A 13,471-nucleotide genomic window follows, 5' to 3' on the forward strand; every position below is an offset into this window, starting at 1 on the left:
GACCGCCGGTGGCGACGATGGCGACGATGGCGACGATGGCGACGAACGGGTGATCGTATGGACGAGCATGTGATCGTGACCGACCTCGGTTACGGCGACGCGGGCAAGGGGACGGTCGTCGACTGGCTCTGCGAGCGCAAGCCCGTCCAGGCCGTGGTCAGGTTCAACGGGGGCGCGCAGGCCGGGCACAACGTGGTCCTGCCCGACGGGCGGCACCACACGTTCGCGCAGTTCGGGTCGGGCACGTTCAGGGGGGTGCCGACCCACCTGTCCCGCCTGACGGTCGTGGACCCCCTGGCGCTGGCCCGGGAGGCCGCCCACCTGGCCGGCCTGGGCGTCCCCGACCCGCTCACCCTGCTCACCGTGGACCGCGACGCCCTGCTCGCCACCCCGTACCACGTGGAGGCCGGGCGGGCCAGGGAGCTGGCGCGCGGCGAGGACCGGCACGGGTCGTGCGGCATGGGCGTCGGCGAGACCATGGCCTACGCCCTCGCGCACCCGGATCTGGCGCCGACCGCGGGCGACTGCGAGGAACCGGCCCGGCTGACCCGCAAGCTGCACGCCCTGCGCGAGGCGCTGGGGGTGACCGGGCCGGACGTGGAGGACTGCGTCGCGGCCTTCCGGGCGTTCGCCGAACGGGTGATCCTGGTCGGCTCCTCCTTCGTGACCGCCCTGCTGCGCAGGCGGCCGGTGGTCTTCGAGGGCGCGCAGGGCGTGCTGCTCGACGAGTGGCACGGCTTCCACCCGTACACCACCTGGAGCACGACGACCTTCGCGGGCGCGCTGGAGCTGCTCGACGGGGCGCCCGCGCTGCGGCTGGGCGTGCTGCGGACCTACACCCCCCGGCACGGTCCGGGACCGCTGGTGACCGAGGACCCCGCCCTGGCGCTCCCCGAGGCCCACAACGGCACCGGCCCCTGGCAGGGGCCCTTCAGGACCGGCCACTTCGATGCGGTGGCCCACCGCTACGCGCTCGCGGCCGCCGGTGGCGCCGACGCCCTGGCCCTCACCCACCTGGACGCGCCGGTGTCGCGGATGTGCGTCTCGTACGACATCGGCGAGCTGCCGGTCGGCGCGCCCGGCGATCTGGACCGGCAGGCCCGGCTGACCGCCCGGCTCTCCGGGGCCCGGCCGCGCTACACCGACGGGATCGACGACTGGCCCTCGGCCGTGACGGAGGCCCTGGGAGTCCCGGTGTGGCTGGGATCGGCCGGGCCCACCGCCGCGGACAAGGTCGTTCTGAGTGGTGTCATCGCGCGCGGAAGGGTATGACCATTTCCGTACGCTCCCTTTGCCTGGCGAACGGCCTTATCCGGAGGAATTCATGGGTGTCGGGATCAGCATCTTCTTTCTCACGCTCGGCGCCATCCTCCGTTTCGCCATCGAACCCGACGTCCTCGGCGAGTCGGTGCACATCGACGTGATCGGTCTGATCTTCATGATCGTCGGCGCCGTCGGGGTCGTGCTGAGCGTCGTGATGGCCCCCAGGCGCGGCCAGACGTCCGACAACCGCCTGATGCACCGGGAGAACAACCCGCCGGAGGCCTAGACGCGCCGTCCCGGCGGGCCGGTGGCGCGGCCGGTCCCCCTACACCTCGAACTGGACCGCCGCGCGGGTGGCCATGATCGGCTTGATGTGCTCGGCGATCACGGCCTGGTGCAGCGGGTGGTCGCGGTAGGCGAGGAAGTCGTCGACGCCGTCGAAGTCCGCGACGATCGCGAACTGGTGGTTGCCGGGGCTCACGCCCGCGTCGGCACCGAGGGTGTAGGCACGGATCTCCGGGATGGCCGCGGGCAGCTTTCCGAGTTCCTCCGCGACCCTGGCCCTCTGCTCGCCGGTGGACTCCTCGGCCCAGGTGAACAGCACGACATGCCGGAACATGATCTTCCCTTCGGTTGGGTGCCCGGCCAGCGTACGGCCACGCGTGCCCCGATCCGGCGGCGGGACGGGGTGAGCGGGCGGACGGCGCGACCGTGTTGTGATCCACGTCACGTTCCCGGCCGGGCGCGAACCCGCGGCGGTCCTTGCGGCTACCCACGGGGTGATCCCGGACGACAGGGGTCACCACAGGTGCACGGGCCCGCAGGGCCCTGACAAGGGAGTCGCCGTGAACAAGAGAATGATCGCCGCGATCGCCGGAACGGCCCTGGCCGCCGGGGTGCTCGGGCCGGGCGCGCCCTCCGCGCTCGCCGGTGACGCGACGGGCACGACGAGCACGGTCGGCACGACGGGCACGATCGGCACGACGGGCACGACGGGCACGACGAGCCGGGTCACCGCCGAGACGGGCGCGGCCCGGCCCCCGAAGGGAGCCAGGGCGGTCGTCCGGGTCAGCCCCAACCCCACCGCCAGGCGGGGACAGAAGGTGAGGATCACCGGCCACTGCGGCGGGGGCAGGGGGCTCGGCGCCGTGCTCAGCGGGTTCGGTGACAGGCCGGTGCTGGAGAACGTCCGCATCGTCGACGCCGACCCGAAGGGCTTCGTGGCGGAGGCGACCCTCTCCCGCACGATCGGCAACGGTGTCGGCCCCGTGTTCGTCGACTGCGGCGGCGAGGCGGGCGTGACCCTCCTGGTCACCCACGTCTGACCCGAGCCTTCCTCCGGGGCGGTGGAGCCCGGCGCCGCGCCGGAAAGGGCTTGAAAGGGCCGGGCCCGGAAAGGGCCGGGCCCGGAAAGGGCCGGACCCGGAAACGAGCCAGGACCGGAAACGAGCCGGGAAAAGGCCGAGTCCGGGAAAGGGTGGGGACAAGCCGGGGACGGGCCGGGAAGGGGTCGAGGACAAGCCGGGGATGGGGAGGGGAAAAGCCGAGGGCGGGCCAGGGGACGGACCCCTCCAGGGTGGCCCGTCCCCGGTCCGCCCGCACCCCTCGGTACGGGCGGTCCCCTCAGCCCGGGCGGGCCATCGACCGGCGCGCCGCGGACCTGATCCTTATCCGGCCGGAGCGGCGCGGCACGGGTTCGAGCACGACCTGCCGGGCGCCCTCGGGGACGGACCTGAGGTCATGGGTGATCAGGATCGTCGTACGACCGCTCATGAGCCTGTTGAGCGGTTCCATGATCCGTGCCGCGGTGAGCGTGTCGAGCCCCGTCATCGGCTCGTCGAGGACGAGCACGGGGGCGTCGCGCAGGATCGCCCTGGCGATGGCGATCCGCTGGCGCTGCCCGCCGGACATCAACCGGCCCCGCTGCCCGATCGGCGTCTCGTACCCCAGCGGAAGCGTGCCGACGAAGTCGTGCACGTCGGCCAGGACGGCGGCCCGGACGATGTCGTCCAGGTCGGCGCCGGGGCTGCCGTAGGCGATGTTCTCGCGTACGGTCCCGGAGAAGAGCAGGTTCTCCTGCTGCAGGATCGTGACGTTGTCGCGGAGCGACTCCCGGGTCAGGTCCCGGATGTCGGTCCCGTCGAGCAGGATGCGCCCGGCGGTGGGGTCGTAGAAACGGAGCAGGAGCTTGGCGAGCGTGGACTTGCCCACGCCGCTGGGCCCGGTGCACACGACCAGTTCCCCGGGTTCGACGGTGAACGACAGGTCCCGCAGCGTGGGCCTCGTCCGGTTCGGGTAGGTGAAGCCGACCCCCTGGAACTCGATCCTGCCCTCGCTGCGCCGGGCCAGGTGGACGGCGCCCTCGCGGTCGGCGACGGCCGGCCGGGTCCGCAGGATCTCGATGACCCGGTCCGAGCCCGCCGCCGCCTCGGAGACGGTGAGGGCGATCTGCCCCAGGCTCTGCACGGCCGGGTAGAGGTAGGCGAGGTAGGCCGCGAAGGCGAGCAGCCCGCCGATGGTGAGACGGCCCGAGGCGATCTCCCACGCGCCGAATCCGAGGATGGCGATCAGGCAGACGGTCTCGATGACCTGCACGACGGGTCCGTACAGCGAGGACAGCCACGCCTGCGCCACGTTGGCCCGCAGCCAGGTGCGGCCCTCGGAGTGCAGCCGCTCCGCCTCGGCGTCCTGGCGGTTGTAGGACTGGACCAGCGACTGGTTGGACAGGCTCTCCTCGATGACGCTGTTCATGGCCCCGTTGCTGAGCCGCTCGCGGGCGGCGGCCGTCCTGAACCTGCTCGCGAAGATCTTCGAGACCACCAGGAACGCCGGGACCAGCAGGAACGTCAGCAGCGCCAGGTCCCAGCGGACATAGAAGGCGGCCGCGGAGAAGAAGACGACGCTGGCGAGCGTGGTGAAGAGCTTGACCAGCCCGGACCCGACCAGTTCCTCGATCGCCTCGATGTCGTCGGTGAGCCTGGCCATCAGGTCACCGAGACGGCGGTTGTCGAAGAAGTCGGGCGTGAGGGTCTGGACGTGCCGGAACACCCTGTCGCGCAGCCGCAGCAGGAAGCGCTCGCCGCCCACGGACGTGAGGTAGGCGCCCGCGAACGACACCAGTCCCGACACCGCCGCCAGGCCGAGCCAGCCGAGGGCGGGCATCCAGAACGCCCCCAGGTCCTGCCTGCTCAGCACCTCGTCGACGATGAATCCGAACAGGCCGATCGTGACGACCTCGCACACGGCCGCGACGATCGCGAGCACGCAGCCGGCCACGAGGAACCGGCGGATGCCATGGGTCTGCGGCCAGAACTCACGGAAGGTCCTGCGGATGGAGACCACCGGCGTCTCGGGAGGCCGGCGGACGACGGCCCTCGCCCCGGCGGGCGAGGGCGACTCAGAGAATGAGAACCGACGGTTCACCCGTCGGCTCTCATGTGTTTCAGCTAGCACCGAATTCTGCTAGCACCGTTTCCGGCTACCACCACCAGCCGCCGCCCCCGCCACCGCCGCAGCCACATCCGCAACGACGACGGCGACGGCAGCAACAGCCGCCCCAGTGCAGAGACCGGTTGGTCGGGAAGAGCTGCATGAAACTCATGTGCTTCCCCTTTCGTGCTAGGTTGTCGCACTTTCCATCAACGACGCTAGCACCTATAGCGAGACAAATCACTAAATCCGAGATGCATTATGGATGTTTTAACAAATGACGCGACAAAGCTTCGAAACGCGCTGTTCGTAAAGTCCGGCAAAAGATCCACGGCTTCTCCGGCAGGCCCCACCGGCCCAGGAAGCCGCAGCTTAAAGCTTGATCCAGAGGACGGAAAAGGAGGTTTCCGGATTACCGCGGAAGCGACCCCCATCCGTCGTCCGGAACGGCGCCGGTCCCCGGCGAACGGCTCACCGCACCTGCGGAAGGGCCCGCGACGACAATTGACAGGACCGGTCAGAAATTGTCAGAAGAGGGAGCGCCGGATATGCGGTACGGGCCTTCCGGCCCTTCCACGCCGTCGGCGACCGGCCCTTCCGGTTCTCTGGCGCCGAGGGGAACCGGCGCTTCCCGGGTTCTCCCACCGACCGGGACCGGCCCTTCCTCCGGCACGGTGAGGCGGGAGACCTCCGTCGCGGTGAGGCGGGAGACGGAACGGGCGCGCCCCCTCCGGTGGAGGAGACGCGCCCGTCGCGTCCGGGGGCCTCAGCCCCAGGCGAGCATGCGGAGCGGATCCTCCAGCATGGCGCCGATGTCACGCAGGAAGAGCGAGCCGAGCTCCCCGTCCACCACCCGGTGGTCGAAGGACAGGGCCAGGGTGCAGACCCGGCGCGGCACGATCTGCCCGTCCACCACCCAGGGCATCTCCCTGATCTGCCCGACGGCCAGGATCGCCGACTCGCCCGGGTTGAGGATGGGCGTTCCGGCGTCCACCCCGAAGACGCCCACATTGGTGATCGTGATGGTGCCCCCGGCCATGTCGGCGGGCTGGGTACGGCCCGCCCTGGCGGTCTCGGTGAGGGCGCCGAGGGCGCCCGCCAGGGCCGGCAGGGAGAGCAGGTGGGCGTCCTTGACGTTGGGGACGAGCAGGCCGCGCGGGGTGGCGGCGGCGATCCCCAGGTTGACGCGGTGCTTGACCACGATCTCCTGGTTGGCCTCGTCCCAGGCGGAATTGATCATCGGATGGCGGCGGATCGCCACCAGGACCGCCTTGGCGACCAGCAGCAGCGGCGAGACCTTGACCTCCGCGAAGTCGGGAAGGCCGCGCAGCCGGCGGACCGCCTCCATGGTCGCCGTCACGTCCACCTGGAGGAACTCCGTCACGTGCGGCGCGGTGAACGCCGAGGCCACCATGGCCTGGGCGGTCGCCTTGCGCACGCCCTTGATCGGGATCCGCTCCTCGTCGCCGACGGACCCGACGGACCCGACGACCCCGGCCTGCTGCGGCCGGACGCCGTCGTGGCCGTTCGCGCCGGCGCCGGTACGGGCGTCCAGCACGGCCTGGACGTCCTGCCTGGTGATCGAGCCTTGCGGGCCGGTCCCGGTGATGGTGGTCAGGTCGATCCCGAGGTCCCTGGCCAGCTTGCGCACCGGGGGCTTGGCCAGGACCGCGACCCTGCCCGGGGACGCCGCACCGGCCCTCTCCGCCGCGGGGGCGGGGGCGGGCGCGGAGGCCACCGGGGGCACCGAGGCCACCGAGGCCACCGTCACCGCCGCGGGCACGGGAGACACGGCCGCCGGAGGCGCAGGGACAGGGACAGAGGACGCGGCCTGCGGAGCCGCCTCGGCACCGCCGCCGGACGGCGCCTGCTTGCGGGGGCGCCGCTTGGCCGTGCCGGTCCTGACGCCGTAACCGACCAGGACCGGCTGCCGCGCGCCGGCCGGCGGCTCCGGGACCATGTCCTCGGCCAGCGCGTTCTCCCGGCTCTCCCCGGCGACCGGCGAGGCCGCACCGGAGGCGCCCGGGGCGGGACCCGAGGCGCCGGGGGCGGGACCCGAGCCGTCGTCCACCGCGATGATCGGCCTGCCCACGTCCACGGTCTCGCCCTCGTCCGCCATCAGGGCCGCCACCACGCCCTCGAACGGGCAGGGCAGCTCGACCACGGCCTTGGCGGTCTCGATCTCCACGATGGTCTGGTTGACCGTGACCGGGTCCCCGACCTTCACGTGCCAGCGGACGATCTCCGCCTCGGTCAGTCCCTCGCCCACGTCGGGGAGCTTGAACTCCTTCATCGGCCCCTCCTCAGAACGCGAACGCGCGGTCGACGGCGTAAAGGACCCTGTCCAGATCCGGCAGGTAGTGCTCCTCCAGCTTCGAGGGCGGATAGGGGGTCGAGGGGCCGCCGACCCGCAGCACCGGGGCCTCCAGGGTGTAGAAGCACTCCTCGGTCACCCGGGCGGCGAGCTCGGCGCCGAAGCCGTTGTAGACGGGCGCCTCGTGCACCACGACGCAGCGGCCGGTCCTGCGTACCGACTCGGTGACCTTGGGGAGGTCGAGGGGGTTGAGCGAGCGCAGGTCCAGCACCTCCAGGGAACGGCCGTCGTCCTCGGCGGCCTTGGCCACCTCCAGGCAGGTCTTCACCATCGGCCCGTACGCCAGCAGGGTGAGGTCGGTGCCCGGCCGCACCACCCGGGCCTCGTCGAAGGGGGTCCAGGCGGTGGAGGCGACGTCCACGTCGGCCTTCTCCCAGTAGCGCCGCTTGGGTTCGAAGAACACGACCGGGTCGTCGCAGCGGATCGCCTGCTGGATCATGGTGTAGGCGTCGGACGGGTTGGAGCAGGCCACGACGCGCAGGCCCGCGGTGTGCGTGAAGTACGCCTCGGGCGACTCGCTGTGGTGCTCCACCGCGCCGATGCCGCCGCCGCACGGGATCCGGACCACGACCGGGAGCCTCAGCTTGCCCAGCGAGCGCAGCGGCATCTTGGCGAGCTGGGTGATGATCTGGTCGGCCGCCGGGAAGACGAACCCGTCGAACTGGATCTCGCAGACCGGGCGGTAGCCGCGCAGGGCCAGGCCGATGGCCGTGCCGATGATGCCGGACTCGGCCAGCGGGGTGTCGATGACCCGCTGCTCGCCGAAGTCCTTCTGCAGGCCGTCGGTGACCCGGAACACGCCGCCGAGCTTGCCCACGTCCTCGCCCATGACGAGCACCTTGGCGTCGTCCTCCATGGCCTTGCGCATTCCCTCGTTGAGCGCCTTGGCCAGCGTCAGAACCGTCATGCCTCGAACCCCTCCAGGTAGGTGGCGAACTCGGCACGCTCGGCGTCCACGAGCGGGTGCCTCTCGGTGTAGACGTGGTCGAAGATGGCCAGCGGCTCGGGTTCGGGCATCTCCAGGCAGCGCTTGCGCACGTCGCGCCCGAGCTCGTCGGCCTCGGCGTCGATCGTGTCGAAGAACTCCTGGTCGGCGATCTGGCTCTTGAACATGTAGGCCCGCAGCCGCTCGATCGGGTCCTTGAGCTTCCACGCCTCCAGCTCGGCGGCCACCCGGTAGCGGGTCGGGTCGTCGGAGGTGGTGTGGGCACCCATCCGGTAGGTGAACGCCTCGATCAGCGTGGGGCCCTGGCCGGACCTGGCGTCGGCCAGCGCCTTGCGGGTGACGGCCAGGCAGGCGAAGACGTCGTTGCCGTCGACCCGCACGCCCGGGAACCCGAACCCGCTGGCCCTGCGGTACAGCGGGATGCGCGTCTGCTTCTCCAGCGGCTCGGAGATGGCCCACTGGTTGTTCTGGCAGAAGAACACCACCGGCGCGTTGAACACCGACGCCCAGATGAACGCCTCGTTCACGTCGCCCTGGGAGGTGGCGCCGTCACCGAAGTAGACGATCGAGGCGGCCTCGGCGCCGTCGCGCTGGATGCCCATGGCGTAGCCGACCGCGTGCAGGGTCTGGCTGCCGATCACGATGGTGTAGAGGTGGAAGTTGTGCTCGGCCGGGTCCCAGCCGCCGTGGTTGACCCCGCGGAACAGGCCCAGCAGGTTCAGCGGGTCCACCCCCCGGCACCAGGCGACACCGTGTTCGCGGTAGGTGGGGAAGGCCATGTCGGCCTCGGTCAGTGCCCGCCCGGAGCCGATCTGGGCGGCCTCCTGCCCGAGCAGCGAGGCCCAGATGCCCAGCTCGCCCTGGCGCTGCAGGGCGACGGCCTCCAGGTCGACCCGGCGGACCAGGACCAGGTCCCGGTAGAGTCCGCGGATCTCCTCGGGCGTCAGGTCGATGTCGTAGTCGGGATGCTCGACCCGTTCTCCTTCGGGGGTCAGCAGCTGGATGAGCTCCGGAGGTGCTTCCGCACCACGAGAGGCGTCGACTGTCACGTGCCGCTCCTGTGTGCTCGGGGCCGTCTGGATGGGTTCGCCACCGCCGTCCGGCCGATTCGCGACGCGTTCGCCCTATCTGGTGGTAGTTCATCCGCGTCTGTGGCCATCGTGGCAGAGGTCACATGCATCTGCGCAAGACCTACCGGGGCGTCCATATGCTCCCCGTTCCCCTGGCGTCTGCTTTCACCCGCCGTTTCCGGGCCCGGCGACGGCCCGGCGACGGCAGGGCGGTCGTGACACGGCCCCGGCTCCGCGAGGCGCCCGGGGCCCGTTACTCTTGAGCTCCGCACCGTCCCCGTCGCAACCAGGAGGAACGCCGTGGCGCGCGTCATCGTCGACGTCATGCTGAAGCCGGAGATTCTCGACGCGCAGGGGCAGGCGATCGCCCGTGCTCTGCCGCGGCTCGGCTTCTCGGGGGTCTCGGCGGTACGCCAGGGCAAGCGGTTCGAGGTCGAGATCGACGGCCCCGCCGACGAGGCGGCCCTTTCGGACGTCCGAAAAATGGCCGAAACGCTTCTCGCCAACACGGTGATCGAGGACTACGTCGTCACCGTGGAGTCATAGACCGTCACAGACGGTTGACCAAACGCCCACATCTGGCCATATCCATCCATATGGACAGAGCAATCCCACGGCTTGACCACCAGTCAATAACATTACGGTTATTTTGCGGTTAGCCCGGATTCTGCAGGGAAGCCTTCACGGTGGTGACGTCTGACCCCGGGAGGAAACCGGTGGACATGGAGTTCTCGTTGGCTCTGCCACGACAGGCCGTCGGTATTCCGATGGTCCGCAGGGCGCTCGGTGACTCCCTGTGCTCGCTCGGAGTCACCGAGGAGTGCATCTCCGACATCCTGCTCGCGGTCACCGAGGCGTGCGCCAACGCCGTACGGCACGGGGGTCCGGCCAACCGCTACGAGGTGGAGACCTCCATCGGCGAGGGCCGCTGTGACGTCCGCATCATCGACCGGGGCCAGGGGATCGTCCGGGTGCCCGAGCACTACCCGCCGTCGGACGCCGAGAACGGCAGGGGCCTGCTCATCATGCAGGCGGTGGTGGACGAGATCTCCTTCGACATCGCCCCCGGCAGGGGCACGGTCGTGCACCTGCGCAAGCGCCTCGACTGGGACGACGAGGCCGTCTTCTCGCGCGACCGGGTGCTCGCCGCCGTGTAGAGCCGCACAGCCCCGTCCCGGATGCCCGTCGTGCGGGCGCCCGTCCGGGATGCCCCACCGTGCGGGCCCGTCCCGGGCGCCGTACCGGAGACGTCGTGCCACGCGGGGCGGGCCGTGGCCCGTCCGGCGTGGGATCCGCCACTCCGCGCGTGAGCTCTCACCCGGAGCGGATAGCCTGGACGCACCGCCGCAGACCGACGTCCGATGTGTGAGACGCCGGCGCGGCGCCCGTTTGTGGAGGGGAACGCTGCCATGAGTGCTGCCCGCGTGGGCGTCGTCACTTTTCCCGGAACGCTCGACGATCAGGACGCGGCCCGCGCCGTGCGCCATGCGGGCGGTGAAGCCGTCCCGCTCTGGCACGCGGACCCCGACCTGAAGGGGGTGGACGCGGTCTTCCTGCCGGGCGGGTTCTCCTACGGGGACTACCTGCGCTGCGGCGCCATCTCCAGGTTCGCGCCGCTGATGGAGGAGCTGATCCCGGCCGCCGGGGCGGGACTGCCGGTGCTGGGCACCTGCAACGGCTTCCAGATCCTGTGCGAGGCCCACCTGCTGCCCGGGGCGCTGATGCGCAACGCCGGGCTGCACTACGTCTGCCGCGACCAGGGCATCCGGGTGGAGAACACCGCCACCCCCTGGACGTCCGACTTCACCGAGGGCCAGGAGATCGTCCTGCCCGTCAAGCACGGCGAGGGCCGCTACGTCGCCGACCCGGCCACGCTGGCCGCGCTGGAGGCCGCAGGCCAGGTCGTCTTCCGCTACTCCGGCGGCAACCCCAACGGTTCCCTGAACGACATCGCGGGCATCCGCAACGAGGCCGGCAACATCGTCGGGCTCATGCCGCACCCCGAGCACGCCGTCGAGGACCTCACCGGGGCCCCGAGCACCGACGGGCGCGCCTTCTTCTCCTCGATCCTGAAGACGATGGTGAACGCATGACCCTCGACACCGTCAAGCGGGCCGAGGCCACCCCCTCAGAACCCCAGCCGTACGCCGAGCTCGGCATGAAGACCGACGAGTACGAGCGGGTCCGCGAGATCCTCGGCCGCCGGCCCACCGGCTCCGAGCTGGCCATCTACAGCGTCATGTGGAGCGAGCACTGCTCCTACAAGTCCTCCAAGGTGCACCTGCGCCAGTTCGGCACCAAGGCCCCGGAGTCGGCGGCGCTGCTCGTCGGCATGGGCGAGAACGCCGGCGTGGTGGACGTCGGCGACGGCTGGGCCGCCACCTTCAAGATCGAGTCCCACAACCACCCGTCCTACGTCGAACCCCACCAGGGCGCGGCGACCGGCGTGGGCGGCATCGTCCGCGACATCATGTCCATGGGCGCCCGGCCGATCGCGGTGATGGACGCGCTGCGCTTCGGCGCCGCGGACGCCCCCGACACCCGGCGCGTGCTGCCCGGCGTGGTCGAGGGCATCAGCCACTACGGCAACTGCCTCGGGCTGCCCAACATCGGCGGAGAGGTCGTCTTCGACCCCTGCTACATCGGCAACCCGCTGGTCAACGCGCTCTGCGTGGGCCTGCTCCGCAAGGACCAGATCAAGCTCGCCGTGGCCCCCGGGCCGGGCAACAAGGTCGTCCTGTTCGGCGCGCTGACCGGCCCCGACGGCATCGGCGGCGCCTCGGTGCTGGCCTCGGCCACGTTCGAGGACGAGTCGCAGGCCAAGCGCCCCAGCGTCCAGGTCGGCGACCCCTTCATGGAGAAGCTGCTGATCGAGTGCTGCCTGGAGCTCTACCAGGCGGACGTGGTGGTCGGCATCCAGGACCTCGGCGCCGCCGGTGTCTCCTGCGCGACCACCGAGCTGGCCGCCAAGGGCACCGGGGGCATGGACGTCAGGCTCGACCTGGTGCCGCTGCGCGATCCCTCGCTGCGGCCCGAGGAGATCCTGATGAGCGAGTCGCAGGAACGGATGATGGCGGTCGTCACCCCCGACGACATCGACGCCTTCATGGCGATCTGCGCCAAATGGGACATCCCCGCGACCGTGATCGGCGAGGTCACCGACTCCGGCCGACTGGTGATGACCTGGCACGGCGAGACCATCGTCGACATCCCCCCGGGCACCGCGGCCGACGAGGGCCCGGTCTACGAGCGGCCGTTCCACGAGCCCGCCGGTCAGGCCGCGCTGAACGGCGACGACCCGGCCCGCCTGCCCCGCCCGGACGACCTGCGCGCGACGCTGCTGCAGCTGCTGGGCTCGCCGAACCTGGCGTCCAAGGAGTGGGTCACCTCCCAGTACGACCGCTACGTGCGCGGCAACACCGTGCTGGCCCAGCCCGCCGACGCGGGCGTGCTGCGCATCGGCGAGGTCATGCCCGGCGCCGAGGAGACGACCCGGGGCATCGCGCTGGCCACCGACGGCAACGGCCGCTACGCCCGCCTCGACCCGTACGCCGGGGCGCAGCTCGCCCTCGCCGAGGCGTACCGGAACGTCGCCGTGACCGGGGCGACCCCGCTGGCGGTGACCAACTGCCTGAACTTCGGCTCCCCCGAGGACCCCGAGGTCATGTGGCAGTTCTCCGAGGCCGTGCGCGGCCTGGCCGACGCCTGCAGGACCCTCGGCGTACCGGTGACCGGCGGCAACGTCTCGTTCTACAACCAGACCGGCTCCGTGCCGATCCATCCGACGCCGGTCGTCGGCGTGCTCGGCGTCATCGAGGACGTGGCCGGCCGGGTGCGGTCGGGCTTCACCGGGGAGGGCGACCGGATCGTGCTCCTCGGCGAGACCGAGGAGGAGTTCGGCGGGTCGGAGTGGGCGCACGTGGCCCACGGCCACCTGGGCGGGCTGCCGCCCGTGGCGCGCCTGGAGTCCGAGCGCGACCTGGCGCTCGTCCTGGCCGAGGCCGCCTCGCAGGGGCTGCTGACCGGTTCCCACGACCTGTCCGACGGCGGGCTGGCCATCGCGCTCGCCGAGGCGTGCCTCGCCCAGGGCGTCGGCTGCACGGTCGCGCTCACCGGGCAGGACGCGTTCGTCGACCTGTTCAGCGAGTCGTCGGCCCGCGCGCTGGTCACCGTCAGGCCCGAGTCGTTCGACGCCTTCGCGGAGCTGTGCGCGGCCCGCGAGGTGCCCTGCTACGGCCTGGGCACCACCGGCGGCGACGCCCTGCGGGTGGAGGGTCTCCTGGAGGTCCCGGTCACCGAGCTCCGCGAGGTCCACACGGGCACCCTGCCCGCCATCTTCGGCTGAGGCCGCCGCGTGGGTCTCGCGCGGAACGGACGTGTACCGGCCGG

General features: G+C 71.3%; 12 protein-coding genes. 7 read left to right on the top strand and 5 right to left on the bottom strand.

All coding sequences use genetic code 11. The annotated features are described in order from the left end of the window. Positions 1 to 57 precede the first annotated feature (57 nt). Both ACZ6RT_RS10870 and ACZ6RT_RS10875 read left to right on the top strand, forming a co-directional pair. The gene (locus ACZ6RT_RS10870; protein ID WP_470153092.1) at positions 58 to 1,272 is read left to right on the top strand and encodes an adenylosuccinate synthetase; all 1,215 of its coding nucleotides are present in this window, start codon (positions 58 to 60) and stop codon (positions 1,270 to 1,272) included. 52 nt (positions 1,273 to 1,324) lie between these two features. After that, positions 1,325 to 1,549 (top strand): DUF6458 family protein, encoded by a 225-nt coding sequence (locus tag ACZ6RT_RS10875; protein WP_399189480.1) that lies wholly within the window; start codon positions 1,325 to 1,327, stop codon positions 1,547 to 1,549. Between the two features lie 39 nt (positions 1,550 to 1,588). Here ACZ6RT_RS10875 and ACZ6RT_RS10880 read toward each other — a convergent pair whose 3' ends face one another. Next, the gene (locus tag ACZ6RT_RS10880) at positions 1,589 to 1,882 is read right to left on the bottom strand and encodes a Dabb family protein (protein ID WP_399189482.1); all 294 of its coding nucleotides are present in this window, start codon (positions 1,880 to 1,882) and stop codon (positions 1,589 to 1,591) included. A gap of 226 nt (positions 1,883 to 2,108) precedes the next feature. Between ACZ6RT_RS10880 and ACZ6RT_RS10885 the strand changes: the two genes are divergently transcribed. Continuing rightward, positions 2,109 to 2,588, top strand: a complete 480-nt coding sequence (locus ACZ6RT_RS10885) for a hypothetical protein (protein ID WP_470153094.1) — start codon at positions 2,109 to 2,111, stop codon at positions 2,586 to 2,588. Between the two features lie 298 nt (positions 2,589 to 2,886). Here the strand turns inward: ACZ6RT_RS10885 and ACZ6RT_RS10890 are convergent, their stop codons facing one another. The 4 genes from ACZ6RT_RS10890 to pdhA form a co-directional block, all read right to left on the bottom strand. Next, a complete protein-coding gene (locus ACZ6RT_RS10890; protein ID WP_399189486.1) occupies positions 2,887 to 4,605 on the bottom strand; it encodes an ABC transporter ATP-binding protein in 1,719 nt (572 codons plus the stop codon). 853 nt (positions 4,606 to 5,458) lie between these two features. Then, positions 5,459 to 6,985 carry a dihydrolipoamide acetyltransferase family protein gene (locus tag ACZ6RT_RS10895; protein ID WP_470153096.1) on the bottom strand — a complete coding sequence of 509 codons (1,527 nt, stop codon included), beginning with the start codon at positions 6,983 to 6,985 and terminating at the stop codon, positions 5,459 to 5,461. Positions 6,986 to 6,995: 10 nt separating this feature from the next. Continuing rightward, positions 6,996 to 7,973 (bottom strand): alpha-ketoacid dehydrogenase subunit beta, encoded by a 978-nt coding sequence (locus tag ACZ6RT_RS10900; protein ID WP_399189490.1) that lies wholly within the window; start codon positions 7,971 to 7,973, stop codon positions 6,996 to 6,998. Then, on the bottom strand, positions 7,970 to 9,061 hold the full coding sequence (gene pdhA, locus ACZ6RT_RS10905) for a pyruvate dehydrogenase (acetyl-transferring) E1 component subunit alpha (RefSeq protein ID WP_470153098.1): 1,092 nt from the start codon (positions 9,059 to 9,061) through the stop codon (positions 7,970 to 7,972). Before pdhA ends, ACZ6RT_RS10900 begins: the two co-directional genes overlap by 4 nt. A 321-nt stretch (positions 9,062 to 9,382) precedes the next feature. Between pdhA and purS the strand changes: the two genes are divergently transcribed. From purS to purL, 4 genes are all read left to right on the top strand, one after another. Continuing rightward, positions 9,383 to 9,628, top strand: a complete 246-nt coding sequence (gene purS / locus ACZ6RT_RS10910) for a phosphoribosylformylglycinamidine synthase subunit PurS (RefSeq protein WP_470153100.1) — start codon at positions 9,383 to 9,385, stop codon at positions 9,626 to 9,628. A 188-nt stretch (positions 9,629 to 9,816) separates the two neighbouring features. Next, the gene (locus ACZ6RT_RS10915; RefSeq protein ID WP_399189496.1) at positions 9,817 to 10,239 is read left to right on the top strand and encodes an ATP-binding protein; all 423 of its coding nucleotides are present in this window, start codon (positions 9,817 to 9,819) and stop codon (positions 10,237 to 10,239) included. Positions 10,240 to 10,491: 252 nt separating this feature from the next. Next, positions 10,492 to 11,175, top strand: coding sequence for a phosphoribosylformylglycinamidine synthase subunit PurQ (purQ, locus tag ACZ6RT_RS10920; protein WP_470153102.1), 684 nt, complete (start codon positions 10,492 to 10,494; stop codon positions 11,173 to 11,175). After that, positions 11,172 to 13,427 (top strand): phosphoribosylformylglycinamidine synthase subunit PurL, encoded by a 2,256-nt coding sequence (purL, locus tag ACZ6RT_RS10925; protein WP_470153104.1) that lies wholly within the window; start codon positions 11,172 to 11,174, stop codon positions 13,425 to 13,427. Before purQ ends, purL begins: the two co-directional genes overlap by 4 nt. The last annotated feature ends 44 nt before the right edge of the window (positions 13,428 to 13,471 follow it).

It is taken from the genome of Streptosporangium sp. NPDC050148 (genome assembly GCF_055586505.1).